Genomic DNA, 22,995 nt, shown 5'->3' on the forward strand with positions numbered 1-22,995 from the left:
CAAAAGGTACTTTCCAATAACGTTTATTCACCCAATTGCCTTGGGCATCGAACTTAACCCATGTGGCGGGCGGGACTTGCTTCAGATTGTGGTAATTCGTGTTGGGCGAGGGTACATAGCCAAAAGTTAAAATGAACGGTAAAGCCTGAGGGCATAACGTGGGTGTGACTGCGCCTGACGCAAAAATCGCTTTCGGTTCAGAGGCAAATATAATTTGGGTGCCTAGAGTTGCGTAAAAAAGTGGCTTTTTACCGGCACGGTCCCTGGCCAAAAGAAGCTCGCTTGAGCGCCTATTGTAGATAGCGATCGCAAACATACCATCTAAACGTGTAACGAGCGAATCACCCCAAGCGCCATAGCCGTGCAATATTACCTCAGTATCGGAGCGTGTTTGAAACTTGTAACCAAGGGCAAAAAGCTCGTCTCTGAGTTGGTTATGATTATATATTTCTCCGTTGAATACCAGGACATTGCCTTCTGGACTCACCATAGGCTGATTGGCCAAAGATCGCTTATCGATTATCGCAAGCCTAGTGTGTCCAAAGGCGTAGTCCGCTTCCTTAAACCAAGACGCATCGTCAGGTCCTCGATGCCTCAACGCCTGTAGTGCGCTTGGCATATCAAGTTCTGTATTAGGGTCTAAAAAGACACCGCCAATAAATCCGCACATGTTAAATGGTCAACAAGTTTGGTAAAGCTGCTTTAGATTTTGAATCATGCTCACTTTAGAAAATTGCCTCGCAACATCCTCTTGACCTTGAGTTTTCAATCGATTTGCCAATGCCGAATCCTGCAAGATCCGACAGAGAGAGTTGAAAATAGCGTCCGAATCACAAAAAGGCACCACCAGGGCGTTTTTACCGTGCTTCACAAATTCAGGCGCTATCCCTGACATCGTAAATATTGCGGGGATGCCTGCCAACAAAGATTCAATATATACCTGACCAAAAGCCTCGCAAACGGGATCGACGGGAACGTGGGCAAAAACATCGAATAATTGATACAACGCATACATATCGCTTTCAAAATCAATTTCGCGATAACTTAGGGCTGGCAAAGTCTTCAAATTCTTTTTAATACTTTCTGAATCACGTCCCTTTGCATTGGCAATGACCAGACATGCATTTGGATAAATGTTTAGTAATTTCTTAAAGGCTCCTACCACATACTCAATGCCTTTATATTTCTCATATCGAGAAACCATGCCAACTACAGGCCACAGCGAATCAATTTGATAGTAAGCAGATAGCCGCCGTATTCGGCTAGGGGCAATCTGCTGATAGTCGTTCGCGTTAATTCCAAATGGAAGAGTAGTAATCTTCTTCGAAGATAACCCCTCTGAGTTGACCAAAAATCGCCTACCGTTAGCGCAAGTAGCAACCACGCGAGTCGCCATCCAATTGACTAGGCGGTCATAAAGAATGCCATGGCAATGGGACTCATAATGCAGATTTGAGTGATGTCTCGTATATATTCTATGACGGACACGCACCAAGCATGCGGCAATCAATCCAGCCAAACTAGCGTCGAGAAGGTGCGCATGCACAATATCTGGCTTAGCCTGCACAAAAAATCGCGTCATTGAAGCAATGGCATTTAATAAATCGCGTTTTCCTCTGTACCTAATCGACAATAATGACAAGCCTAACATCTGCACTTCGCGCTCGAATGCACCTGCTTGCACATTGAGCAAAACAAACGAAAAGCGATAGTCTTCAGCCAATATCGGATCCGTTACCCAATCAAACTGGCGAATATCTGAAACATTCGAGACAATTAAAGTGATATGCTTTTTCTGGCCGTCTGCCATAAATATCGCCCCAGAAACTTTGTTGCATCTGATTTTCGGCCTGCACGCCAGCTGGTAATCGTAAGCGCTCGATAGGCATTTTTAAAGCACGCCGCTTCCAAATGGTGAACCGCTGCCGCATTTTCATCATCAAACATCTTTTTCAAGCAATATAACCAGTCCGTTTCGAAAACCTTGGTGCGCAGCGACCAATTGTCGCCATGCTGCCGATATAGGACCAAGGGCTCAAAGACCGCCGCAAAAGCGTATCGAGTAGCAATCCGTCGGTACAAATCCCACCCGGATGATGTGGACAGATTAGGATCTAGAAGGCCACAACGTTCAATACACTCCCGCCGTATTAAACTTGTGCTTTCACCCGCTATTACAACTGCACCTATGCCACTGGCAAATTGTTTTAGAACCCTGCCCGTGTATTTGGGATACATGGCCTGTTCCGGATTTAAATCCTGATCAACCTTCATACAGCCAGAGTAAACAAGCCCGATCTCTGGAGAGTTCATCAACTTAATTTGCGACTCAAGTTTATGCGGCAGCCAAACGTCATCAGCATCTAAAAAGGCGAAATATTTGCCACTCGCCTCAATGATTCCACGATTGCGTGCTTCCGCCTGGCCGCGGTTTTCCTGTGTAATGAGTTTTATTCGACTTTGATATTGCCGCAGGATTTCGACAGAATTATCGGTAGAGCCATTATCTACAACCACCACTTCAATGTCTCGATAGCTCTGCGCTAAAGCACTTTCTACCGCGGCACCCACGAATCGACCGTAGTTATGGTTAGGTATAATTATTGAAATTAGCGACATTGCTACTTAGACTCTCAAGCTGGGCAGAAGTATCGATGGATATCCACTGCTTGGGGTAGACTTTGGAAACCGTCAGCTGCCTTTGAGCGATGAGCTGCGCCCAAACCTCGGAAAAATCTTCACAGACATTCGTCAACCGGTTCAGCTGCGCCGGATTTAAAATCTGAATGCCGGAACAATAGATATCGGCTGGCTCTTGCCGAGATAGGCGCAAAACAACGCCATTGTGGTGAAAAATGTAATCGCCCTCTAAACCAGCCACTGGCTTCACGGGTACCAGCATACAAGCAGGTGCATGCATCTCGAAATAAGCCTGTTCCAGGAGATCGAAATCTAGTCGGCTGATATTATCGCAAGTCAAAACATAAATAGGCTGGTCTAAATGCTTCAACAAAGTATGGTAAAGCCACCAAGCATTGCCATGACCTTCAGTGCAAAACACAGACGCTGCACCACTTTCAATCACGTGACTGGCCAAAGCCGCTTTGCGATAACCGACAGTAATATGGATCTGCGAAATGCACTGAGACAGATTCTTAATGCCGTGCGCAATAAGCGTTGAACCCCAAAGTGGCGCCATGGGCTTTGGCAGATAGTCAGTGAGCGGTGCCATGCGCTGCCCTCTGCCTGCGGCCATAATCACTGCCTGGCTAATCTGACTAGACTTCTTCTCTTGGGACATCGTTAATAAGCTGACTTATTTCTCCCCGGCTCAGCCGCTGAGTGTTGTCGGACGATACGACATCTAAAATTGCGTGGCTGCGGGCATCATTCGGGGAGATCACATAATGCTTGCGCGAGCCAAAAAGTGCCTCGCCCGTATAAGCCAACTCAGCTTGCCCAATTAAGCATTCATAAGGCCTATCACCTGGACGGCCAGACATTCGATCCCAGCGGCCGCCTTTTTCTGCCACCCAGACATCCAAGATATCGCTGATGCGCGCTGACTTCATATCTTGCGACAAGATTTTGCCGTGCAGACTTGAGCGTTCAGCGAGCGCGGTCTTAATCAGCTGAACCGCGTCTTCTACCGAGAAGAAAAAACGCGTCATTTCAGGGCCAGTGGACCGCAGGACACCAGTGTCAGCATGCATCGATTTCCAGATCGGAAACACTGAACCCGTTGACCAAACAACGTTGCCGTAACGCACGCACATGAACTGCGTATCACCGTCAAGCGCACAAAACATTCGCTCCATCATGGCCTTAGACAAGCCATAGGTATTATAGATGGGCGGTGCTGCTTTGTCGGTTGAAATGCCAATGACCGCTTCAATGCCGCGTTCAATGGCAACACGTGCGACATTTTGTGAACCAATCACGTTGACATCAATACACTCCATCGGCTGTTTCTCTGAAAGATCGACGAATTTTGTCGCTGCCGCATGAATGACAATGTCCGGCTTCGCCTCCAAAAAAGCATCTCGAACGGATTCGATGCGTGCCACATCCATGGGCAATGTTTTACAACCCGTTATCGCTTCTGCGTTTAGATTTTGCTTATTATTACGGCTGGCTAAAACCACCTCGTAGTTCTCGCGCAAATCCAAGGCCAGACGCTTACCTAAAAACCCACTACCACCGGTAATCAAAATGCGTTTCATAAAACTCCTGCATAAGTCATCAGCAAAGACTTAACCTGACTCAGCGGCATATCGACTCTGTCAGACAGCCTCTGCCCGGCTCGTTCACCAGTGCCCCAAATCCCCAAAATACCTTCTGGGATGTGATAAGCCGTACCAACTTCCACGGCCTCAATGGTCATGCCAGCGTCGGCCCAAGACACTTGATTGCCCAGAAGGCTAAAATAGCCAGTGTTGAGTGATGATTTAGATGGTGTGTTAACACTCACACTTAAAGTCTCACCGATTTCATGGATGGCAAATAAAACCTTGCCGCCAACACGCGCCGATCTTAGCGCCACCTGAGTTTTAGCTCTAATTTTGTCACTATCGATCCGCAACGCAACCTGTGGCACCATGGCAAAATTCTGCCGATATTCATTTGGCGCCAAGCCACATAGTGCCATTAACCTGTCCACTTTGGGCAGCAACAGGCTCACGCCCTCATATCTTGGTCTGGTACACGGGCCCTGCCCCATACTGCTAGCGAAAGCGATGGTCAGATTCGGATTTAGCTTAACCAACTGCATGGCCTCGCCCAACATTTCATCCAATATTTTGATCGCAAACCACAAGCCACCCGTTGAGCCCGGGGGCGCGTCGTCTTTAAAATCGTTTGGAAACAACTCATGCCAATAGCGGTGCATCGCACTAGCCACATGATTCGTAAAAAAGGTGGAAAGCTCAGGCAAACCTTGCGCCTTTACAAGTGTTTTAAATGCGTCCCAGTACAACATTGCCTGAAAAGTTTGCCGCTTTGCGATGTGTCTTTTAGATAGTCGTTCGAATAATAACTGACCCAAAATGCGGACATAGGTTTTTGGACGAAGCTTTAATGAAGGCAAAGCTTTCATCACATTAAGCACTTCTTTCGAAAAGATGGAGTTGCGTCTAACCACCAGCCCATTTTCTCTAACTTGCTGCTGGTTAAAGCTTTGAAAAGGCTCGAGCCAGGAAGGATAACACTGAGGCGACTGTGCAAAGACGTCCGGCACAAAAAAGCCCTTAGGGCCAGGCTCTGTCGGCGGCCAACTTTGCAATGAGCCGCAAACACCAATGCTAAGGCCCCGCTCACGATACTCCTGCCAAATGGGCGTGCCCTTAAAATGGCTTGGATCTTGCCCTAAAAAGTTGATGCCATGCTCGTCAGGGGTCATGCCTCGATGCAGGGAAGGCCAAGTTATCCACGGAGACAGCTCCTTTTCCTGCTGAGCGTGGGTGGTCCAAGTACTCGCTTCGGAAAAAAAGCGCGACAGATTCGAAAAACGCGGGTCATCTTTTAGATAATCAATCAAACGCCAAGGAACTTCATTGGCTTCGAATATTAGCAAAGGCTTCATAAATCTAAACCACTCATTGTCACCCCGGGCTCGACCCGGGGTCTAGCAACTTACGCAGCGTGGATTGCCGCGTCGCTGCGCTCCTCGCAATGACGAGGTGGAAGACAGGCTCCGCCCATTAAAGTCACATAGAGCTACGAGCAAAAATTTGGCGTTCCTAAATACAAACTAGGTCAAAATGGCAACCCGCGAAATTATACGACGCATCCACCGGCTCTCCGGTGTCGGCTCGGGTCATTTGGTAGGACCACCCGCTCATTAATTTCACGACTTTCTGCGCCGAATGCCCATGCTTGCCCAGCATGTCGTTGTTTAACTCCATAAAAATCTTCGGCCTAAAGCGCGCGATGGTTTCACGAGCGCCTTGCAGCACGTGATACTCAAAGCCCTCAACATCAATTTTAATAAGATCGATGCGATTTATTTGCCGCTGCTTAACAAACAAATCCAATAGAATTGATTTGACCGGAACAGCATCAGCTCGATTACCCTCCGGCAGTATTCGGTTAGCGCCGGGGTTACGGCTGTCAATTCGGTACAAATTGTAACAACCCTCATCATCCGAAAGTGCCAGCTCTTCAAGATGTACTTGGTTCATTTTATTGCGCTGAACAGCATCAGCTGCGATTTTAAAATTAACCGGATCTGGCTCAAATCCGTATATTTTGCCACTGTTGCCCACCAATTGCGCCATATAGGTTACTGTTTCACCAATGTTGACACCAACATCGACAACACAGTCACCAGGACCGACCAAACCATATAACTTATCTCTGGCCGGCTCTTTAATACCAAAATAGACACACCAATCCAAAAGATTGGAAATGTCCAGATCGAACAAGATGCCATTTCTTAAGGCTATTCTAGCTGCCGGCTTGGCATACTGATAGTGATTCGGCGCTAGCTTAGTTATCCAATGACTGCTTTCCCGTCCTTGCACCTGGCGAACTAAGTAGTTCTCCAACATAGGATAGCAAAAGATAGACCGCACAGAGTTCAACAATCTGGTCTTGGCCGTAAGTTCCATTAACCCTTTGACGCCGCAGTCTCATGAATTGTTCGATTGCAGATCCATCATTATCTTAAACCTCGGCTCTAGCGCATACAGCTCCTCAAAAGTTCCATTGGATTTAATCAGCCCTGACTCCATAAAATATATTTGGTCGCAAATCCGAAGCGATGCCGCTCTATGCCCAATCAACAAGATGGGACTACTTTGCGACATATGCTTAATAGATGCCAAAATTTGATGTTCCAAGATGCCATCCAAAGCGCTGGTAGGCTCATCCAGCAGTAAAAAACGTGGCTCCCGATAGATGGCGCGAGCAAAACCAAGGCGCTGTTTTTGACCGCCGCTTAACAACGTTCTGCCCCGGCCTAAAATCGTGTTATACCCTTGCGGCAATTCACCCATAACAAAATCATGTAAACCCACCGTTTTTGCCGCCTCCATCACCCGCTCCAAATCAGGCGCGCCTTTGCCAAAACAAGAGATATTCTGCAAAACCGTGTCTGCAAAAATGTGCACTTGCTGAGGCACATAACCCACCTGACTTAACCACGAAGATCCGGGCAATATCGTCAGTTCCTGCCCATCCACGGTAACAATTCCTTCACTCGGTGGCAAAAGACCGCAGGCAATTTCGGCGATGGTACTTTTGCCAGCACCGGTCGCGCCGGCTAAACCCACAACGGAGTTCTTCTTAATATCCATGCTCACATTTGAAACCGCATGCTCAAATCGAGCAGGGTAGCGAAACGAGACATTTTCCAGACGAACACTTGTGCTCGCAGGCGAACTCATCTCAAGCTGCTCCCCAAACATCTTCGTGTAGTCTGCAGGATAGAGACTCACCTCGTTGGCGAACGAATCAAAATATGGCTTCGCGCCACGCATCTGTGCAATACCCTGAAATACCTGATTACTAATCGGCAATAACCTAAGGCCCGCCATTCCGTACGCTGCCAATATTGCAATCGAGTCAGCAGGATTTTTCGAAAAATAATGAATGACCAAAAAACTGGTAAATACAGCCAAAAAACCCACCATCTCCAAAACATTACGAGGGATGGTTGCTAAAAAGTAACCATTGGCAACAGCCGCAAATTCGAGTCTCGACTCTTTCTCAAATTGCCGCATGACCACTTTCTCACCTTGGCCAATCTTAATTTCTTTAAAGCCCAAAACCAAATCTTCAATCAACTTGAATTTGAGATTCTCACTGGAAGTCCTCTGCTGTCCTGACTTGAGCGAAAGGCGCCCAATAATCTTTGAAACCAACACATAGCTTACGGCCATAAAAGCCATCAACGAAAAGCCCATCGGTGGGCTTAAATAGATTAAAAAAGCAATCACCGCCGCAGCAACAATCAAACGCGAAAAAACATTGACGCTCGCGGTCAAAAAAACCATCGAATACTGTTTCACCGTTACCAACAATCGATTGCCAATTGCCGGCCCATCGTCTGCCAAAAACGCGATAAAAGGCTTTTGCAAATAGTATGCGAGCAATCTGCAAGACAGCGTAAAGGCATGCTGATTAATGACCCGATAGGAATACCAATTAAACAGCATCCCCAACAAATTGATCACAATCATCAAACCCAAACAAATAAAAACTGGCCGTGCCGATTGATTCTGTGGATGAATCAACAAATCCGCCAAAGGCATCATCGAAGCAACGCCTGCAATTTCAAGAAATCCCATCAAGGTAGCAAACGCGAACAGCGCAGCCATGTGCCTTCGCTCAAGTGGCGTAAACAAATCGATGATGCTTTGTTTGAACACTTAGCTATTTTGTGGCACCTAAACAGACAAATGTTCAAAATAGCCATCATCGTCGGTAGCCTGCGTAAAGACTCAATCAATCTAAAACTGGCCAAAGCCCTCATTAAGCTCGGACAAAACAAGTTCGAAGCGCAGGTGCTGCCGATTCATGAATTGCCGCTGTTTAATCAAGATTTGGAAGCTGACTTTCCAGCTGCGGCCACTCAGCTTAAACAAGCAATCCAAAGCGCTGATGGTGTCTTGATCTTCACACCGGAGTACAACCGCTCGATTCCGGGCCCGCTGAAAAATGCCATTGACTGGGCATCTCGCCCCTACGGAGCCAACGCTTTCGCCCAAAAGCCAGTTGGCGTCATCGGCGCCTCCGGTGGCGGCATCGCTACCGCTTGCGCTCAACACAGTTTAAGGCCAGTTCTAAATTACCTGGACACCATTTTAATGGGACAGCCTGAAGCCTATATCCAGTTCACCAAAGACTTCATCGATGACTCAGGAAACATCTCCAACGAGAGCTCGCTCAAGTTTCTAACAAACTATGTCGATAAATTTTGTGAGTGGGTCGCCCGAAGCACCGGCGAATGAAGTGCACCTAAAGCAACGAGAATCCAAAACAACTGAGAAGCATGTGCCAAAAGTGCAATCGACAGCGCCTGTTCGGTATTTAACGCCAGCGCAGCGCTGGCTTCTTTGAACACAAGCTCCGTCACCCCAAGCTGCCCTGGCACAAAATCCCCCAAAGTGGCGCCAATCAAGTGCAATCCTTCGGAACAAAAAGCAGGCAAAATTCCTAAGCTTCCACCAACCGCCAAAACTAAAAATCCATTTTGGACCACCTGACTGGTCCGACAAAAGCCTTCATACATCAGCGCCTTCGGCATCAAAATCCGACAGTTCAGCAAATAAGCGTCAAACTGTTCGCCAAAAACCTGAATCCGAGGCAAAAATCGAGCCAATCTTTTGCCCAATCGAAAATGCTTCGCTGCCAGCAACGCTAAGACACCCACCGTCAACACCAACAATGCATTCAAAAAAGCCAGCAAAGTAACGATCCCGGCCCCTAGCACCCAAGCAAATGCCAACGCACACAGAGTGCCCACTGCACTTGTCACAAAAAGCGCCACAATTTGAACTTGAACCGCAACTGATGCGGCTCGGGAACGACCGACATAGGGAGCAAAAATCACCGCCCGCGAGGACTCAGCCACCAACCTGCCCATTGGGAGCAAGCCCATAAACGCATATGCAGAGCACCCAGCTCTAATCACCACGCGCCAGGGTATTTTTTTGCCATCTTCCCCATACAAAGATCTTTGAGACAAAACTCCAAAAACCCAGAACAGAAACTCACACGCCAATATAATCGGCATATACACGACTGCCTCAGCAACCGCTCGAAAAACAACATCGAAACCTGTCCGATAGATCAACAGGAAAACAATGCAAATGCCAACGAATCCGGCAATCTCTACGTGGTATCTCTTCAATCAAGATCCGGCGTAAAACCACGGCGCAACGTATTCTCTGTTACAACCCGAGGCTCCACAAAATTAAGCAAATATCCTGGCCCGCCGGCCTTAGTCCCAATACCACTCATTTTAAATCCACCAAATGGCTGTCGGTGAACCATGGCCCCTGTACTGCCGCGATTGAGATAAAGATTACCCACCCTAAATGTCTTGCGTGCCAGCTCGAGATGCGCCGGACTTCGAGAATACACCGCACCGGTCAAAGCAAACTCACTCGAGTTCGCCACCAACAAAGCATCCTCAAAGCTCTTAACCTTTAAAACAGCAATCACTGGACCAAACAGCTCAGCCTGCATTAAGCGATCTTGCGCACTTTTCACGGCAACCAACGCAGGCGGCACGAAAAAACCCTGTTCAGGTGTTTCGCCCAAAAACAACAAGCGATGCTCTTTTTGCGCTTCTTTAATTTCTTTCAAAAGCCTCTTTTGCGCAGCAGCGTCAATCACTGGCGGCAGTAGACATCCCGGCGAAGTTGCCGCCGAAACGGTAACGCTTCGACAAGCCTCCACCAATCTGCCGACAAAAACATCGTAGACATTCTCATGAACCAAAATGCGTGAAGCTGCAGAACATTTTTGTCCGGCGTAGCCAAACGCGCTATGCACCACCCCAAGCGCCGCTTCATCGAGATCGGCATCGTCATCAATAATAATGGCGTTTTTACCGCCCATCTCACAAACAACCCGCTTAACCTGAGGCTGATCCTGGTGCACTTTAGCTGCCTTCTCAATAATCTTAAGGCCCACTTCTTTGCTGCCAGTAAACGCAATCTGAGCAATTTTCGGATGCTCGACTAAGTAATTACCAACCACAGAACCTTTGCCCGGCAAAAACTGACAAACCTCTTTAGGGAAGCCAGCTTCTAAAATCCTGTCAAATAGCAGTTTAGCAATCAACGATGCATTTTCGGCCGGCTTCATGATTACCGTGTTGCCGGAAACCAACGCCGCAGAAACCATGCCGCACAAGATGGCCAATGGAAAATTCCACGGTGCAATCACTAATGTTGGGCCGCGACCTTCGTAGGTTAAAATATTCGACTCGCCCCACAAGTTGCCTTGTTTTTTTGGTGCCAACTCGTCCAATGCTCTAGCTGCATAATAGCGGCAAAAGTCGACGGCTTCTCCCAAGTCCGCATCCGCTTCTGCCCAAGGTTTAGCTTGCTCATGACACATAAGGCCAGCCAGCAAAAACCTGTCCCGCTCAAGCGCATCGGCTAAACGCTCAAGCAATTGCACGCGCTCACTCATGTCCCTATCGCGCCAGGCAGCATAAGCTTCATCCGCTACCTGAATCGCACTTTCGGCTTGCTCAATGCTCGCCAACGATACTTTCGCGACCACCTTTTGACCATCGTTCGGACTCACCCGTTCAAAAACCGACTCGCCGGCTTGTTTCTCACCGTTAATCACCACGGGAACAGAAACAGGAAACTGCACATCCCAATCATCAAGCGATTTTTGAAACGCGTCTCTATTCGAAGCTTTGGTAAAATCCAGCCAGGCACAGTTAACGAAATCATCTTCAACAGACTTCGTTTGCTTGTGTGCAGCCTTAGGCTCTTTAAGCAGCTCTCTCGGGTCCGCATCATCTTGATGACTCAGCTTCAAAAATCCTGAGTTCGAAGTATTTTCGAGTAAGCGACGCACCAAATAGGCCATCCCTGGCAGCAATTCGCCAATCGGCGCATAAACCCTCACCCGATGCCCGCGACTTCTTAAGACCTTTCGCTCTGGCTCAGCCATGCCATAAAGCATCTGAATTTCGTAAGCTGTCGGTGCAATCTTCTTTTTTTCCGCATGCACAATCGCTTGCGCAATAGACCGCAAATTGTGGCTACCGAAGGCCGGGTTAAAATGCTCAATGTGGTCTAATAAAAACCGACTCAGCTTTTCAAAATTTAAATCCGTCTCGGCTTTTTGTGTAAACACCGGGCATTCAAACCCCTTTTGCCGAGCGTTAACTACTTCGTAATCCCAATAGGCACCTTTGACCAAGCGCACACCAATCGGCGCGCCGCGAGTTTTGGCCAAACTCAAAAGCCGGGTCAAATCGTGATGTGCCTCTTTCAAGTACGCCTGAACAACCACCCCTAAGTGTGGATATTCTTTAAGCTCCGGATGCAAAGCCAAAGCTTCAAACAAATCGTAAGTAATGCCGTGGATTTCCCACTGCTCCAGATCCAAATTCAAGTAAACGCCGCTTTTCTTCGCAGCCACACACAAAGGGAGCACGCGTTTCATTAAGCGCTCAACTGCACCCTTAGGGTCTGCAGCCTTCAGCTGAGGATCAAGCGCACTCACTTTAATTGAAACGTTGACACGTGGTGCCGAGTCAATCACCTCATCCGTTTTCCACTTGGCCGTTTCTAAAACGAGGTTTTTAATCAAATCCAAATACCGTTCTTGGTACTTGTCAGCCTCAACTTCGCTTAAAGTATACTCGCCCAGCAAATCAACGGTAAAACCAATACCGGACTTATGCAGGCTGTGAAGCTCAGACAAAGCACTTTGGGCGTCAAATCCCATAATGAAGCGCTCGGCCATATCACTGATATTTTTTCGAATCGTTTTAGCAGCAATGCCCGAAGTTAAGCCACTGGTCGCAGCCTTCAGCGCCACATGAATGACGGCCGGCAAAGAGCGACCTTCTTTAAGCAAGTATTCACGAATGTGAGATGCAATTTGGTCAGGCGTTTCAAGCTGAGGCAAAACATCCACAAAGCGAAACAAGTCGACCTTAAAACTGGGGTCTTTCATTACCCAGTCCATGAGCTTACCCTGCCAATAATCGCTATTAAAAATGCCAGGCTTTTCGCCTTTCATATCTTCGAAAAGCTGAACGCCAAGCGCTTCAATTTGTGTTTGCATCATTTAAAATCGCATTCCATTTTGAGCGCGATACCGAAACCATCGCACGCCCAAGAAGATACCCAACGCAAGCAGAGGCAAGCCTAAAAAAGCACTGGAAAATATTGAAAACAAAATCCCAGCGCCGCTGGTTCCTAAAAACGCAATGCGCTTATTTTTCTCAACTCGACGTGTTTCGGTCAAATAGGTGCTCATGACCAAAACAAAGCACGGCGAGCGAGTAAAAACAACTCAGGCCGCTTATGCGGCGCGTCGCCGATATCCGGCCAAAATATTTTCGAGAAACTCGAATAGCGAACGCCGATGCCAACCATCATGTGCTTTCGCGGCATTACCAGCGTCAACTCTCACCGAATACGCATAGAACTCTTCGTAAACCTGAGCCAGTCTGCGCATGGTCGTACTCAAAGTAGATAACGTAGGAAGCATCGAAAGAAATCTAGGGACATGAGTATCCTCTAGTTCAGCGCCTTCTAATATGATTGCCGCAAATCTAGCATGATCAAAATAAGCATCAGCCACCGCCTCAACTGTTGGTTGAACCAATCGATCAGACTCCTGCAAAACTACCGCGGCCAGCCAAGCATGCAGACCAAGGCTAGCATTGCTTAAGCGACGCGTATCAATACCTACGCTTCTTTGCGACAAATATGACAAGCATATGTTTAAAAAGCCTGGGAGCACTGCCAATCTACGCTGTATCCTATTCTGATCTAGCGTTTCGGGGCTTACCGGCATTTTAGGAATCCGCAGAACTTTTCCCTTTCTAAATTTTGCAACTGCCGGATGGTTGAGAACTCCAGCCATATCGATCCGGCTTTCGCCATCTTTATTTAGCATTTTTTCGATCAAGTCGGCGATGTCCGCGGGCACGTCTTTTTTAATCGAATCGAGCACCGTAGGAAGTTTTTTCAACGTAAAGTTACCTTGTTCATACGTGGTCGTATTCGGGGGATGGGGATTCAGTTTAAACGGATTTTGCCCCAAAAAAATCTCTGTTAGAATAACGCCCAGCGACCAAACATCGTTCGGCTTAAAAGCATATAATTTCGCGCAGTGTTCAGGTGAGGCATAATGTATCGTAGTCGCCTCCTCAAAGCATCCGTAACCCGTACTAATTGCCGCACTGCCCATATCTGCCAAGATCAGATTGCCTTCATTGGTAATCAAAATATTGGCGGGTTTCAAGTCTCGGTGAGCTATCCCAATCGTATGTAAATGATGTACCGCTTCCATAACAACGATCATGTGCTCAAAGAGCAATAATTTGCAGTTTGCACCAACCGCCAAGCTACAACGCATTCTGTCAAAAGCAATTTGAACGTCATACTGAGGCAACTCAATAGAGTAACCTTTCGAACGCATCAAACCCGGATGCTCTGGCAACAAGCAAAATAGTATTTCACTCCAAAGTCGTTTTATTGAGAGGCCCAACGCCTTGACGGCAATCGGTTTATTTGAACCCACATAAGTACCTGGGTACACTAACCCGTAGGTACCACCGCCCAACGGAGGCAGTGAAGTAACGTAAGGTGTAGCACCCGCTGCTCCTGTGTACCCAACCACTCTTGGCTGCAGCAAGTCAAAATGACTGCTTTGATATAGTAAACGTATGACTCGCAGGTCATGGCTATCTGATGCAGAAATCGTTTGTGACATCATCTGGCCAAATTGGTCGAAAATCTGAATTTTAATTTGTAACACCTCGGCCAATACATCGATCAAGGAAGGGACGCCGTCCAGCCGAAAGCCTATCATAGGGTAGACCAACGCGTCTGCTGGCGCTCCAAAGTTGTCCAACAGAAAACTTCTGACATCAATTTCACTGTCTTTAAGCAAAGCGTAAGCTGGAAAACTTTTAATGTACGAAACGATAATCGCCTTCAAACGTGGCTCTTCAACTTGCTCCAGAATCTCAATTGCTGCTGCCCTGGAAAGACTGATACCCGCCGTTTGTAAAGCTGCGAAAAAACAATTGTTGCTGTCCGAACTGACAGGGATCACATTGTGAGCGATAGAGATCCCACCGATATCCACCGCCACGGTGTCGCCGAACTCGAAAATAGGAGCCAGCGGCGAATCCCCACCCGCAAATAGCATCCCCACAGTCTTTTTGGCGGCGTGTAAAAACTGCTCATAGCCAGCAAGAAGACCTAAAGTCGGATCAGAAGGTGGCGGTAAATGAAAAGGAGGTTTAAAATCAGGGTCATCGAAACCCAATCCATTCGATGGCTTGTCATAGCTATTACCAAATGGGCCAGCAGTGTGGTTCGACTGATTAAAAGGGTTTGCAATGGCCGAAAGAGCAACAAAGCCTAAAACAATTCTCAACATGCGCGAGCTCTAATCTGCTCTTACAAAATATCAACAGGGATCTGCTTAAGCAGTTAACGCCCGTCGCTTTGGCAAGCGTCGCAAGATATATTCTTCAAATTTCGCGTTTAGTCTTTCAAGTTGAACACCTATGCTAGCGTAAACTCTTAAAGCCCTTAATAGAGCATGCATGCTAGCAATGTTTACTTCTCCGCAGTTCGGTTCAGGACGCATCGCATTGTTCAACAAAATGGTTTTACTAATATACGCCAAAAGGCACAACGACGATTTCACCCTTATGTCATCACTTCCAGGTTGATAGTAGACTTTGAACAAATTTAAGGCTGATAGCCAAGATTCAAGTGTAAAACCGTCACGCGTTAGCTCGCTTATTTCAAATGAAAAACTTGTACCCGTAATTCGCTCTAATCGACGTGTCAGAAAACCGGGCAACATCGCCCACCGCGTTTGTAAAGCACTCTGTGCACTCGGTCTATTAATTGGAAGAACAGTTATTTTTTGATGTTTTGCTACAGCTGGGTGAGATAAAACTTCTTCGATTGTAATACGTTTTTGCGGATCGACCTCCAGCATGCGGGTTATCAGGTCATAAACTTCAGGCTCAACGAGAGGCTCAATTTCTGATATCGTTTCATTTAGCTTTGACAAAGTGTATTCGCCTTGCTCAGCATGCGATGCATTGTCAAGGTATCCATTTTTTAAAAATGGGACGCGTCCCAGAGCGTTCCAGACTAGGACGCAGCCCAAAGACCAGACATCATTGGCTCTGCCATACTCGCGTCCGGCACATTGCTCAGGCGAGGCCCAACACATGGTGGTTGCTGGACGCCATATCGGCGCATGCAGAAAAATAAACCTCGCATTGCCAAAATCCCCTAAAATATAGCGCCCATCTTTTGCCACCAGAATATTTTCCGGCTTAATATCATTGTGAGCGACATTTAAGGCATGCAAATGATAGACAGCCCGAAAAATGCCGATCATGCGCCGAAAAGAGCGCTTCATGTCTAAATTGCGACACTTATCCATCGGTCCAAGATGTAGCTCGTACCCAAGTCTTACCAAACCGTCCGTTGTAACAAATGCACTGACAAGTTGAAGCAAATGTGGATGTCTAGGTAGAGCAGAAAAAATTAGCTCGCTCCAAAGGTTAGGGAATTTGACGCACTTTAAAGCCACGGCCCTTGCGGTGGAATGCTCGATGGCTTTAAATACATTTGCAAAGGTACCAGAGCCCAACTGAGATCCTAAATTATATGCTTCTGTAGAACTAGAACCTTCATAGCTCCGAATTCTGGGCAATAGTAAATCCAAATGACTATCTCCATACAGTAACCGCACCACAGGACTTTCAGCAGGAAGATTCTCAGTTGTCGTCGTTTCAAAAATCATTAATCCAGATCTGTCGAATATCTGAATCCTAATTTGTAGAATTTCAGCCAAGACATCGACAATCGAAAGAGCACCGTCTACTCGAAAGCCAAGGAGCGGAAAGCCGCCCCCCGTCGTAGGAGCGCCAAAGTGATTATACAAAAATTGCTGGACATCCATTGACGCATTGCCGGTAGTCGAGCGAATATAATCCATCACAATCGTCTTTAATCTTGGATCCTCAAGCTGCTCCAACATCTCAATGGCCAAATCGCGCGTTAGTCGAATGCCCACCGCTTGGAGAGCGTGAAAAAAGCAGTCGTTGTCTTCGCCTGATATGGGGAAAACCTCGGCAGGAATGTTGTTCCCATCAACCTCTAAGTTCATGGTAGCCAGGCCGGCATCTAAGGTGGTCTGGTTACCAGCCCCTGCAAAAAGAAAGCCCGCCCTAAGTGCGTTTGGCAAAACAACGCCTTCACTTCCACCTCCACGAAAATCGAATGGAGGTTTGGGTGAATCTTCCCCCGGAAATCCTAACTTAGAAAGATCGGGATTCGAGAATAACCCTGGTGCAGACGAGTTTGTGTCGTTGACAACGAAGGCATCTACTTGAAATACCGCGAAGCACAAAATAGCGACGAACTTGAACATGAAGTTCCCACTATTTTACCAACGCCAAAAATCAAACGGGTAGCCAAAAACCATGGCTATCTTAGATTTGTATTGCCTTCGTAGTTATCCTTAAAGAGTTTTTGCAACTCTGCGGCCTTGGCATCATACGCCGAAGGGTCCGACCAAGCTTTTTTAGGATCTAACACTTCTGCCGGTATACCTTCCACATGGCGCGGAATCGCCAAATTGAAGAATGGCTCAGTAACAAAATCCGCATTTTGCAACTCACCTGAAAGCGCTGCCTCCAGCAGGCCACGGGTCCAACTAATTTTCATGCGGTTTCCAACACCATAAGGACCGCCCGACCAACCTGTGTTCACCAGCCAGCACTGCACACCGTGTTTTTCGATTTTTTCAACCAGTAACTTGCCATATACACTCGGCCTAGCCATAAATGGCGCACCAAAACAGGCCGAAAATACCGCTGTCGGCTCCTTTACCCCACGTTCAGTGCCAGCAACGCGCGCTGTATAGCCGTTGATAAAATGATACATGGCTTGCTCTTTGGTCAACTTCGCAATCGGCGGGAGCACGCCGAAAGCATCGCAAGTGAGCATGATAATATGCTTAGGATGCCCACCCACGCCCTGCAAATAGGCATGAGGAATCTGCGAAATATCGTAACTGGCCCGAGTATTCTCGGTCAACTCGTCGCTATCAAGATTGAGATCTCGAGTTACCGGATCGATCACGACGTTTTCAAGCAATGTGCCGTAAGTATGCGTGGTGCGAAAAATCTCAGGTTCATCCTTACGACTTAAGCGAATAACTTTTGCGTAACAGCCGCCCTCAAAGTTAAACACGCCCGATTCATCCCAACCATGTTCATCATCGCCAATCAGATCTCGATGCGGATCTGCTGAAAGTGTGGTCTTGCCCGTCCCGCTGAGACCAAAAAATATGGCCACATCGCCACTTTTAGCCATGTTAGCGGAGCAATGCATGCCCATGACGCCTTTGGCTGGCAGGAGATAGTTGAGCAAAGTAAACACACTCTTTTTCGTCTCGCCCGCATATTCGCTGCCGCAAATCAAAATACGTTTGGCCGAAAAATCAAGCACCACCGCAACTTCAGAACGCGTGCCATCTCGCTCTGGGTCTGATTTAAACCCGGGCGCTTGAATCACAGTGAATTCGGGCACAAAATTTTTCAACTCATCGCTTGAGGGATGTAGAAACATGTTGCGTGCAAAAGCACTATGCCAAGCGCGTTCATTAATCACTTGGATCTTTAAGCGGTGCTGTTCGCTGGCACCAGCTACCAGATCTTGCACAAAATAGTCCTTGGTTTGCAGGTAGGCCCAAAGGCGCTCATAAAGTTTTTGCGCCTTCTCAGGCGTCATCTTTTGGTTAATCGGCCCCCACCAAATACTTTCTCGGGTGGAATCATCTTCTACCGTAAACTTATCGTTGGGCGAACGACCAGTGTATTTACCGGTCTTCACCACAAAAACGCCTTGATTACTCAGCAAACCTTCCTGTCTTTTAATGGCTTCTTCAATCAAGGCGCTAAATGAAAGATTTCGCTGCATCGAGGCCACTTAGCAAATTTCAACAACAAAAGGCAATCGGACATTTGACTAAGCAGATTTCGACACGGCTCTTAGCTAGTAGCGGGTCGCCTTATAAGCATCTTGAAAGTCCTTAATTGCTTTCGAAGCTTGATCTTTCGTATAGCCATAATGCTGTTCTAGCTTGCCGTAGATTTCTTGTTGATTGCCTTCAATTTGGGTCAAATCGTTATCGGTCAGCTTGCCCCAAGTTTTTTTCATGGTGCCTTTCAATTCTTCCCACTTGCCTTCAAAAATTTCTTTATTCACTTTTGTCTCCTATGAAAGTTCAGCCTAAGAGAAACAAAATTTTATTGCAAGTTTAGCCCGGCGGCCAAGTAAAATCTCGGCCACCGATCAAGTGCATATGCAGATGAAACACGCTTTGGCCTGCACGCGCACCGTTGTTCATCACCAGGCGCGCGCAATTTTCGATACCGTTGTCTTGTGCAATTTGCTGCGCAACAAGCATCATGTCTTTGATACAACCAACGAGATTTGGGTCCATCGTTAAAGCGGATTCAACATGTATTTTAGGCAGCACCAAAATATGAACCGGCGCCAATGGGTTGATGTCGTGAAACGCAATCACAAAATCATTTTCAAAAACCACTTTTGCAGGAACTTGCCCATCGATTATCTTGCAAAATAAACAATCAACCATGAAGCGCGTTCTCCAAAGCATAAGCTGCGTTCAGTAAGCTCGATTCATCAAATGGCTTGCCAATAAGTTGCACGCCAATAGGCAGACCAGTCGCTGACTTCCCGCCCGGTAATGAAATGCCCGGAAGCCCAGCCATATTGACCGGAATGGTAAAAATATCGCCCAAATAAAGCTGCAACGGATCATTTGCCTTCTCGCCCAATTTATAAGCCGTGCTTGGTGTCGTGGGCGCAATAATGACATCTACTTGCTCAAAGGCCTTTTTGAAATCCGCAGCAATTAAAGCCCGCACTTTTTGGGCACGCACATAGTACGCATCATAAAAGCCCGCGCTTAAAACATAAGTCCCGAGCAAAATACGGCGTTGCACTTCGTTGCCAAACAATTGACCGCGCGTTTGCTCGTACATCGATTTCAAGCCTTGCTCTTCCCCTTTACGTGGTCCGTAGCGCACGCCATCATAACGCGCCAAATTTGACGATGCTTCGGCTGTGGCAATCACATAATAGGTCGCGACTGCCGCAGCCGTATTAGGCAATGACACTGGCACGATTTGAGCGCCAAGCTTTTCGAAGGCCGAAACGGCATTTTCCACACAAGCCTTGATTTCAGGGTCCAAGCCTTCAATAAAATATTCGGCCGGCATACCGACTTTCAAACCTTGAATCTTGCCAGTCAATGCGGCCCGGTAATCAGGGACCGGTACATTCACGCTGGTCGAATCTCTATCGTCGTATCCGGCAATGCCGGCAAGCATCATGGCTGCATCTTCCACCTGGTGGCCAAATACGCCAACCTGATCGAGCGAGCTCGCAAAAGCGATAACCCCGAACCGGGAAACACGACCATAGGTTGGCTTGAGTCCCACAGTCCCTGTAAAAGCCGCAGGTTGTCTAACCGAACCACCGGTATCTGTCCCTAAAGTGCCAAAAGCCAAATCGCCCGCAACCGCTGCTGCAGAACCGCTGGATGAACCTCCGGGTGTTCGATTGGTGTCAACCGGGTTTCGAGTAACCTTATAAGCGCTGTTTTCGCCGGTCGATCCCATCGCAAATTCATCTTGATTGAGCTTGCCCAGGATGACCGCACCAGCGCGCTTCAAATTTTTGACAACCGTTGCATCAAACGGCGCTTCATAACCTTCCAAAATTTTACTGGCGGCGGTCACCGGCAGACCTTCACAAAAGATCATGTCCTTAATGCCAACTGGTACCCCGTCCAGATCGCCCAGAGACTTACCCTGCCCGCGCCGGGCATCTGATTCGTGCGCGGCTTTCAATGCGCCAGCTGCATCCACATATAAGTAACAACCCAAAAGCTCATCTTGCGCAGAAATTCTGTCCAAACAGCTTTGAGTTAATTGAACGCTCGATATTTTGCCGGCTTCAAGGGCGCGGCTGACTTCGCTAAGTGTTTTCATGAATTTTACTCGATAATCTTAGGAACTTTAACCAACCCGTCTTCATACCCGTGCGAGCCTTTAAGGCCCTCGCGTCCGATACCCACTTTTGCTTCATCCTCGCGGCGAAACAATTCCATCGGCACCGCATGCGTCATCGGCTTCACATTCGAGACGTCAATGGCCTGCAGGCTGTCCACGTAGCCCAAAATATTCTGCAAGTCTTTTTGTCTGGCCAAAAGCTGCTCGTCATCCAGAGCCAGGCGTGAAAGCCTGGCTAATTTATTCATGTCTTCTGCGGAAAATTGCATGGCAAAGCTATAAACGATGTATGAATATCTGCAAACACCTATCCGCTAAAACCCACCGAATTATCATTGCGAGAAGGCGCGGGTGCCAGTTGCGCTACATTTAGTGGATGGGAGGAAAACTGCCCAAATATATCGCTAGAAACTCCTCCTCAGTAAGGCAACTTTGCGCAATCTGATCCCAATAGGCAAACTCTCTTCCCACCGGTCGACCCTGAACCTTACAGAGGCGATAAAAATATTCGGCAAACCATTCCGTAACCGCGCTCCACCCTCTACGAGTAAGCATACTCACTGAAGACTGATACATGAAACGCCCAATGGCCTCACGCGCTTCTAACTCGGTAAACGTATCTTTCTTTGATTTAATTACATCAAATTGTTTTCTTAACCGGGGTAAATAGAATTGAGCGATTACTGAACCCTCGGGATGGACCAAAAACATAGGCGATTCAGCATAAAAATTCGGCGTAGAGCCATCCATTCCCGAAATAAGGCTTCGGCCAAATAACCAGGGCGAGTTTTTGTTCCGACGAATGCGGGTTTCAAGATATAAAACTCGGTAAGCGTTTGTTTTACCTTCTGAAGATTGCTTGAACGCGTCCTGATAGCGCAAATGGCGATGTGTAAATGCCATATTTCCGTCAGCATCAGCATCAGAAGGCTTCATAATAATCGCTCCGTCCTTTTCCAAAAAAACGCCAAAAGCACTTAAGAAGAGCTCTTGCGAACCTGTTTCAAATAAATCCATACTAAACTGGTTCTGTTGGGCCGGTTTGCTCACATCGATTTCACGTATTCTGTAAACAAGATTTCCATTAATCGTTATCCAAACACCTTTTGGGCTTCGATTCAAACGAGCTAATAAATCTCCAAATCGATGCCGCATAATAGGATATCTCATTACTGGAGAGTAAGATTGAGTAGTTGCATTCTTCGGTTCACCAAATTGAGTCGCATCAGTTGATTCTGTTAGCACTGCAACTTGCTGGCGTGCTTTAGCAAAAGAACTCATCACATCATCAAACGATCTCTCGCTTTCAAGTGCGAACTCTATTACTTTTTCTCGCACAGCTTTGAAGGTTTTATGACCTTTTTCATTCCCAAAACTAGATAATACCTTCCTACCGGGGTTTGGAGAACTTTGACGCTCCATAAATGTTGGATTATCTTGCGTAATCCCAGAAGATAGAGGCCTCAAATATTGAAAATGTCTACCTCGGAGCATTAAAGTAATTTTTCTTGGCGCAGGATTAGCCCCACCCAATGTTGTCCTGATTATCGGCGCGTCACCATTTTCAGGATAATAAATTATTTGAATTTCCAAATCCAAACTCTGAGCGATAATGTCTAAGATCCCAGCGTCGTGCAACCCAAAGCCAAACATGTGAAATCCATGTTCGCCATCTGGACCTCCAATATGGGTTGATATATACTCCTCAACACTTCCTTGAAAATCGGCTTCAACCATATCATTTACTACCCATTGATGGTACATAGGATTATTAATGGCAGATTCTAAGAGTTGAACCAAATCTGGTCTCTCAAATTCAATCTCGGCGTGCGCTAAGGCTGCAAAGAAACAGTTATTATCTACTCCCGACGTTGGTACAATTTGATAACTTTGGTCACCAACGGTAACCTGGTTCACTCCAAATTCTGTCCCCAAAGATTGAATTCTAGCTTGCGCTAAGGCCGCAAAGAAACTGTCATCGCTTTGGTCGCCGATGGCAATCTGGTTCACTCCAAATTCTGTCCCAAAAGTATGGTAGCTCATCAACTGTCGAATCGTGTCAATTACAAGAGTAGCAACATCCGACACTGAAAAAGAGCCTGCTGGTTTTGGCATTGCCCAACTAAAAGAACTCAATAAAAACAACGCAAAAAATAACTTCATTGATTCCAATTAAATAATCTGTTTAAATAGTCAAC

At 47.1% G+C, this 22,995-nt stretch carries 20 protein-coding genes; 1 reads left to right on the forward strand and 19 read right to left on the reverse strand.

Going from position 1 to position 22,995, the window contains the following annotated elements; all coding sequences use genetic code 11:
• The 8 genes from V4534_05125 to V4534_05160 form a co-directional block, all read right to left on the reverse strand.
• On the reverse strand, positions 1-670 hold a 670-nt coding region (locus V4534_05125), incomplete at its 3' end, for a hypothetical protein (protein MES2504244.1).
• 9 nt (positions 671-679) lie between these two features.
• A complete protein-coding gene (locus V4534_05130; GenBank protein ID MES2504245.1) occupies positions 680-1,810 on the reverse strand; it encodes a glycosyltransferase family 4 protein in 1,131 nt (376 codons plus the stop codon).
• On the reverse strand, positions 1,777-2,619 hold the full coding sequence (locus tag V4534_05135; protein ID MES2504246.1) for a glycosyltransferase: 843 nt from the start codon (positions 2,617-2,619) through the stop codon (positions 1,777-1,779). Before V4534_05135 ends, V4534_05130 begins: the two co-directional genes overlap by 34 nt.
• Positions 2,591-3,301, reverse strand: a complete 711-nt coding sequence (locus tag V4534_05140) for a sugar phosphate nucleotidyltransferase (GenBank protein ID MES2504247.1) — start codon at positions 3,299-3,301, stop codon at positions 2,591-2,593. The genes V4534_05135 and V4534_05140 overlap by 29 nt, the downstream gene beginning before the upstream one ends.
• Positions 3,279-4,223: an SDR family NAD(P)-dependent oxidoreductase gene (locus V4534_05145; protein MES2504248.1), complete on the reverse strand. Its 945-nt coding sequence runs from the start codon at positions 4,221-4,223 to the stop codon at positions 3,279-3,281. Before V4534_05145 ends, V4534_05140 begins: the two co-directional genes overlap by 23 nt.
• Positions 4,220-5,581, reverse strand: coding sequence for a hypothetical protein (locus V4534_05150; GenBank protein ID MES2504249.1), 1,362 nt, complete (start codon positions 5,579-5,581; stop codon positions 4,220-4,222). Before V4534_05150 ends, V4534_05145 begins: the two co-directional genes overlap by 4 nt.
• Positions 5,582-5,738: 157 nt before the next feature.
• Entirely contained in the window at positions 5,739-6,548 is an 810-nt protein-coding gene (locus V4534_05155; GenBank protein ID MES2504250.1) for an FkbM family methyltransferase, read from the reverse strand.
• 81 nt (positions 6,549-6,629) lie between these two features.
• Entirely contained in the window at positions 6,630-8,369 is a 1,740-nt protein-coding gene (locus V4534_05160) for an ABC transporter ATP-binding protein (GenBank protein MES2504251.1), read from the reverse strand.
• 30 nt (positions 8,370-8,399) lie between these two features.
• Here V4534_05160 and V4534_05165 point away from each other — a divergent pair, with 30 nt between their 5' ends.
• On the forward strand, positions 8,400-8,951 hold the full coding sequence (locus tag V4534_05165) for an NADPH-dependent FMN reductase (protein MES2504252.1): 552 nt from the start codon (positions 8,400-8,402) through the stop codon (positions 8,949-8,951).
• On the opposite strand, the gene V4534_05170 is transcribed toward V4534_05165, so the two are convergent.
• The 11 genes from V4534_05170 to V4534_05220 all read right to left on the reverse strand — a co-directional run bounded on the left by V4534_05170 (position 8,903) and on the right by V4534_05220 (position 22,960).
• The gene (locus tag V4534_05170; protein MES2504253.1) at positions 8,903-9,853 is read right to left on the reverse strand and encodes a lysylphosphatidylglycerol synthase transmembrane domain-containing protein; all 951 of its coding nucleotides are present in this window, start codon (positions 9,851-9,853) and stop codon (positions 8,903-8,905) included. The two genes, V4534_05165 and V4534_05170, sit on opposite strands and share 49 nt — an antisense overlap.
• Entirely contained in the window at positions 9,850-12,768 is a 2,919-nt protein-coding gene (locus V4534_05175) for a proline dehydrogenase family protein (GenBank protein MES2504254.1), read from the reverse strand. The genes V4534_05170 and V4534_05175 overlap by 4 nt, the downstream gene beginning before the upstream one ends.
• Entirely contained in the window at positions 12,769-12,960 is a 192-nt protein-coding gene (locus tag V4534_05180; GenBank protein MES2504255.1) for a hypothetical protein, read from the reverse strand.
• A 45-nt stretch (positions 12,961-13,005) separates the two neighbouring features.
• Entirely contained in the window at positions 13,006-15,099 is a 2,094-nt protein-coding gene (locus V4534_05185; GenBank protein ID MES2504256.1) for a protein kinase, read from the reverse strand.
• A 45-nt stretch (positions 15,100-15,144) separates the two neighbouring features.
• Positions 15,145-17,121 (reverse strand): protein kinase, encoded by a 1,977-nt coding sequence (locus tag V4534_05190; protein ID MES2504257.1) that lies wholly within the window; start codon positions 17,119-17,121, stop codon positions 15,145-15,147.
• Positions 17,122-17,177: 56 nt separating this feature from the next.
• Positions 17,178-18,674, reverse strand: coding sequence for a phosphoenolpyruvate carboxykinase (ATP) (gene pckA / locus V4534_05195; protein ID MES2504258.1), 1,497 nt, complete (start codon positions 18,672-18,674; stop codon positions 17,178-17,180).
• A gap of 75 nt (positions 18,675-18,749) precedes the next feature.
• The gene (locus tag V4534_05200; GenBank protein ID MES2504259.1) at positions 18,750-18,962 is read right to left on the reverse strand and encodes a CsbD family protein; all 213 of its coding nucleotides are present in this window, start codon (positions 18,960-18,962) and stop codon (positions 18,750-18,752) included.
• A 52-nt stretch (positions 18,963-19,014) separates the two neighbouring features.
• Complete coding sequence (locus V4534_05205) at positions 19,015-19,356, reverse strand: histidine triad nucleotide-binding protein (GenBank protein MES2504260.1); 342 nt, start codon at positions 19,354-19,356, stop codon at positions 19,015-19,017.
• Entirely contained in the window at positions 19,349-20,776 is a 1,428-nt protein-coding gene (gene gatA, locus V4534_05210) for an Asp-tRNA(Asn)/Glu-tRNA(Gln) amidotransferase subunit GatA (GenBank protein MES2504261.1), read from the reverse strand. The genes V4534_05205 and gatA overlap by 8 nt, the downstream gene beginning before the upstream one ends.
• Before the next feature lie 5 nt (positions 20,777-20,781).
• Positions 20,782-21,066: an Asp-tRNA(Asn)/Glu-tRNA(Gln) amidotransferase subunit GatC gene (gene gatC / locus V4534_05215; protein MES2504262.1), complete on the reverse strand. Its 285-nt coding sequence runs from the start codon at positions 21,064-21,066 to the stop codon at positions 20,782-20,784.
• Between the two features lie 100 nt (positions 21,067-21,166).
• Positions 21,167-22,960 (reverse strand): hypothetical protein, encoded by a 1,794-nt coding sequence (locus V4534_05220; GenBank protein ID MES2504263.1) that lies wholly within the window; start codon positions 22,958-22,960, stop codon positions 21,167-21,169.
• Between the last annotated feature and the right edge of the window lie 35 nt (positions 22,961-22,995).

The sequence above is a fragment of the Myxococcota bacterium genome (genome assembly GCA_040387835.1).
Classification (GTDB): Bacteria; Myxococcota; UBA727; order UBA727; family JABDBI01; genus JAZKCZ01.

Excerpts from the sequence above, each read along its gene's own strand:
- V4534_05220 (MES2504263.1), bottom strand. The coding sequence starts at position 22,960 with ATGAAGTTATTTTTTGCGTTGTTTTTATTGAGTTCTTTTAGTTGGGCA.
- V4534_05155 (MES2504250.1), bottom strand. The coding sequence starts at position 6,548 with ATGTTGGAGAACTACTTAGTTCGCCAGGTGCAAGGACGGGAAAGCAGT.
- V4534_05185 (MES2504256.1), bottom strand. The coding sequence starts at position 15,099 with ATGTTGAGAATTGTTTTAGGCTTTGTTGCTCTTTCGGCCATTGCAAAC.
- V4534_05180 (MES2504255.1), bottom strand. The coding sequence starts at position 12,960 with ATGAGCACCTATTTGACCGAAACACGTCGAGTTGAGAAAAATAAGCGC.
- V4534_05175 (MES2504254.1), bottom strand. The coding sequence starts at position 12,768 with ATGATGCAAACACAAATTGAAGCGCTTGGCGTTCAGCTTTTCGAAGAT.
- V4534_05145 (MES2504248.1), bottom strand. The coding sequence starts at position 4,223 with ATGAAACGCATTTTGATTACCGGTGGTAGTGGGTTTTTAGGTAAGCGT.
- V4534_05165 (MES2504252.1), top strand. The coding sequence starts at position 8,400 with ATGTTCAAAATAGCCATCATCGTCGGTAGCCTGCGTAAAGACTCAATC.
- V4534_05130 (MES2504245.1), bottom strand. The coding sequence starts at position 1,810 with ATGGCAGACGGCCAGAAAAAGCATATCACTTTAATTGTCTCGAATGTT.
- gatA (MES2504261.1), bottom strand. The coding sequence starts at position 20,776 with ATGAAAACACTTAGCGAAGTCAGCCGCGCCCTTGAAGCCGGCAAAATA.
- V4534_05205 (MES2504260.1), bottom strand. The coding sequence starts at position 19,356 with ATGGTTGATTGTTTATTTTGCAAGATAATCGATGGGCAAGTTCCTGCA.
- V4534_05190 (MES2504257.1), bottom strand. The coding sequence starts at position 17,121 with ATGTTCAAGTTCGTCGCTATTTTGTGCTTCGCGGTATTTCAAGTAGAT.
- gatC (MES2504262.1), bottom strand. The coding sequence starts at position 21,066 with ATGCAATTTTCCGCAGAAGACATGAATAAATTAGCCAGGCTTTCACGC.
- V4534_05150 (MES2504249.1), bottom strand. The coding sequence starts at position 5,581 with ATGAAGCCTTTGCTAATATTCGAAGCCAATGAAGTTCCTTGGCGTTTG.
- pckA (MES2504258.1), bottom strand. The coding sequence starts at position 18,674 with ATGCAGCGAAATCTTTCATTTAGCGCCTTGATTGAAGAAGCCATTAAA.
- V4534_05140 (MES2504247.1), bottom strand. The coding sequence starts at position 3,301 with ATGTCCCAAGAGAAGAAGTCTAGTCAGATTAGCCAGGCAGTGATTATG.
- V4534_05135 (MES2504246.1), bottom strand. The coding sequence starts at position 2,619 with ATGTCGCTAATTTCAATAATTATACCTAACCATAACTACGGTCGATTC.